The sequence below is a fragment of the Microvirga arabica genome, from assembly GCF_016811235.1.
Lineage (GTDB): Bacteria > Pseudomonadota > Alphaproteobacteria > Rhizobiales > Beijerinckiaceae > Microvirga > Microvirga arabica.
The window spans coordinates 1-2,931 of record NZ_JAFBID010000160.1; the positions used below are offsets into that span (position 1 = coordinate 1).

Sequence of the window (2,931 nt, forward strand, 5' to 3'; positions counted from 1 at the left end):
TTGCTCCTGTCGCGCCACACGGCGTATCACCGGCCAAGACTCTAACAGCGGCTGGATGAAACTTCAGGGGCAGGTCACACCGGCCACCACCGCCTTCATCGCGGCCCACCCGCAGGATTATGCGGTGGCCTACCTCCCGACCTATGCGTCCGAGCTCAATCCCGAGGAGCAGTGCAATGCAGTCGTCAAGCGCACCATGGTAAGCGGTAAGGTGACCACATCTGGCGCAGCGTGCTGCGATGGCTGATCTTTCCTGACACAGAAGCCAGGAGCTTTCAGTGTCAGTTACTATGTCTGCGCCTATGCCTGATGATAGAAGTTTCCATGTCCTGGAAGCCATCCCCAGCCGCCTGGAGGGTGCTCCCGAGCGGCCCCGCCGGCGCTGGTCGGTTGAAGCCAAGATGGCTCTCATCGAGGAGACCCTGAAGCCTGGAGCCAATGTCTCGGCCATTGCGCGGCAGGCCGGGATTGCACCGGCGCAACTGTTCGGCTGGCGCCGCAAGGCAATGCAGGCTGGTGTCGTCCAAGGCGAGCCCCAGGAGCAGCGGCTCGGATTCGTTGAAGTCACGCCAACGTCCGCCTCGATGATTGAGATCGTGGTCGCTGACGTGGTGGTTCGCGTGACCGCTGATGTTGATCAGAACCACCTGGTCAAAATCCTTCGAGCGGTTCGACAAGCATGATCCCGGCCGGCGTGAAGGTGTTTGTCGCCAGCCATCCGGTTGATTTTAGGAAAGGTCCAGACGGCCTGCTGGCGCTGGTGCGCGAGGCGGGATCCGATCCCTTCAGCGGCGCTCTTTACGTCTTTCGCGCCAAACGGGCGGATCGCGTCAAAATCGTCTGGTGGGACGGCACCGGCGTCGTCCTGTACAGCAAGCGCTTGGAGAAGGCGCACTTCTGCTGGCCGCGGATCGGTCAACATCGGGTGCAACTCAACCATGCCCAGCTGCTCGCCCTGGTCGATGGCATGGACTGGAAGCGGGTGCACGCCGTGACTGTCAGGGCTCCGCAATCGGTCGGATAGTTGTCCCTGCGGCAAGATGAATCAGAGCCGCAGAACCACTTCGGCAGCCTCCTCGACCATGGTCTGATGGACGCCATGACGGCCCATGATTCCGCCCTTCCCGATGATGTCGATGCGCTCAAGGCGATGGTGCGGGCGATGGCCGAGAAGACCGCGCTTCTGGAACAGCGCAATGCTCATCTCGAGCAGGTGAACCAAGGTGCCGAGGAGCGGATCGCGCGGCTGATGGCCATTGTGAAGATGCTGGAGCGAGCGCGCTACGGCACCCGATCCGAGCGGCTTGGCCAGGATCGGCTGAGCGACGATCAGTATGCCCTTGCGCTCGACGAGATCGAGACCGGTGTGGCGGCCCTCGAGGCCGAGAGAGACAAGGCGACGGGACGCGCGACCAAGCGTCCACCGCGCCCACGCAAGGGCTTTGCGGCGCATCTCGAACGGGTCGAGGTGGTGATCGAGCCGGACGATCCGGCGGGCTGCGAAGGATTGGAGCGGATCCGGATCGGCGAGGATGTCTGCGAGCGGCTGGATGTGACGCCGGCCCAGTTCCGGGTGATCGTCACGCGCCGGCCCAAATACGTCTACAAGGGCCGCGATGGCGTCATCCAGGCCCCGGCACCGGCCCGGATCATCACCAGTGGGATTCCCACTGAGGCGCTGCTGGCCCAGATCGCGGTGTAGAAGTACGCCGATGGCCTGCCGCTGTACCGGCAGGAGGCGATCTAAGCCCGCGACGGGGTGGTGATCGAGCGCTCGCAGATGGCGCAGTGGATGGGCAAGGTCGGGTTCGAACTCGAGCCCCTGGCCGCGTATGCCCTGGCGCGGATCAAGCAGGGCGAGCGGATCTTTGCCGATGAGACCACCCTGCCGACCCTAGCACCCGGGGCGGGCAAGGCCAAGACGGCGTACCTGTGGGCCTATGTGCGCGATGATCGGCCGTTTGGCGGCCGCGATCCGCCGCTCGTGGTCTACCGCTTCGAGGACAGTCGGGCCGGTGAGTGCGTGGCGCGCCATCTGGAGGGCTATCGCGGCATCCTGCAGGTGGATGGTTATACGGCCTATCATCGACTGGCCCGACCTGAGGGAGCCAATGAAGGCGTTCAGCTGGCCGCCTGCTGGTCGCATGTGCGCAGGAAGTTCTACGAGCTGCACGTCTCGGATGCCTCCATGGTGGCGGCGCAGACGCTGGAGCAGATGGCGGCGCTCTGGGCTGTGGAGGACAGCGTTCGTGGCAAGGATGCAGTTACACGAAGGCAGGCTCGCCAGGCGGAATCGGCTGCGGTCGTGAGCACGTTGCTCACATTCTGGGAGAAAGAACTGCCCAAGCTGTCGCGCAAGTCGAAGCTGGCCGAGGCGATCCGCTATGCTCTGACGCGTCGTGCCTCGCTGGAGCGGTTCTTATCGGACGGGCGGATTGAGCTCGACTCCAATACGGTCGAGCGCGCCATCCGGCCTCAGACGATCACGCGCAAGAACTCATTGTTCGCCGGCTCCGATGGTGGCGGGCGCACATGGGCGGCCATCGCGAGCCTTCTGACGACGGCCAAAATGAACAACGTCGATCCGCACGCCTGGCTGACCCAGACGCTTGAGCGCATCGCCAACGGGTGGCCCAACCGCGAGATTGATGCCCTCATGCCGTGGAACTATCGCCCCTGAACGGCATCAGCTGCCCGCTTACGCACCATGGAGGATGAGCTGCCTGAATTAGTCGCCGATCTCCACCGTCCGGCGCGCCACGAGTTTTGCGGCTTGCAGCGCCGCCCCGAGATGATCGTCAGCTTCTTTCGGCACGCAGGCGCCTCTCCGTCAGAGGATATTCGTGAAGATCATTAGAGCATCGGACGCTTACACGGACGCATAGCCAGCGGCCTTGAGGAAGTTCCAACATTCTTGCGGCTCAAACAAAT

Annotated in this window: 2 protein-coding genes and 2 pseudogenes; all 4 read left to right on the plus strand. The window is 63.5% G+C overall.

Annotated elements, in window-relative coordinates; all coding sequences use genetic code 11:
- Window positions 1-247, plus strand: a pseudogene (locus tag JQC81_RS32030) (hypothetical protein); the annotation flags it as partial.
- Between the two features lie 55 nt (window positions 248-302).
- Complete coding sequence (locus JQC81_RS32035) at window positions 303-683, plus strand: transposase (protein ID WP_210347342.1); 381 nt, start codon at window positions 303-305, stop codon at window positions 681-683.
- A complete protein-coding gene (gene tnpB / locus JQC81_RS32040) occupies window positions 680-1,024 on the plus strand; it encodes an IS66 family insertion sequence element accessory protein TnpB (protein ID WP_203275801.1) in 345 nt (114 codons plus the stop codon). Before JQC81_RS32035 ends, tnpB begins: the two co-directional genes overlap by 4 nt.
- Window positions 1,025-1,099: 75 nt before the next feature.
- Window positions 1,100-2,680: pseudogene (gene tnpC / locus JQC81_RS32045) on the plus strand (IS66 family transposase).
- The last annotated feature ends 251 nt before the right edge of the window (window positions 2,681-2,931 follow it).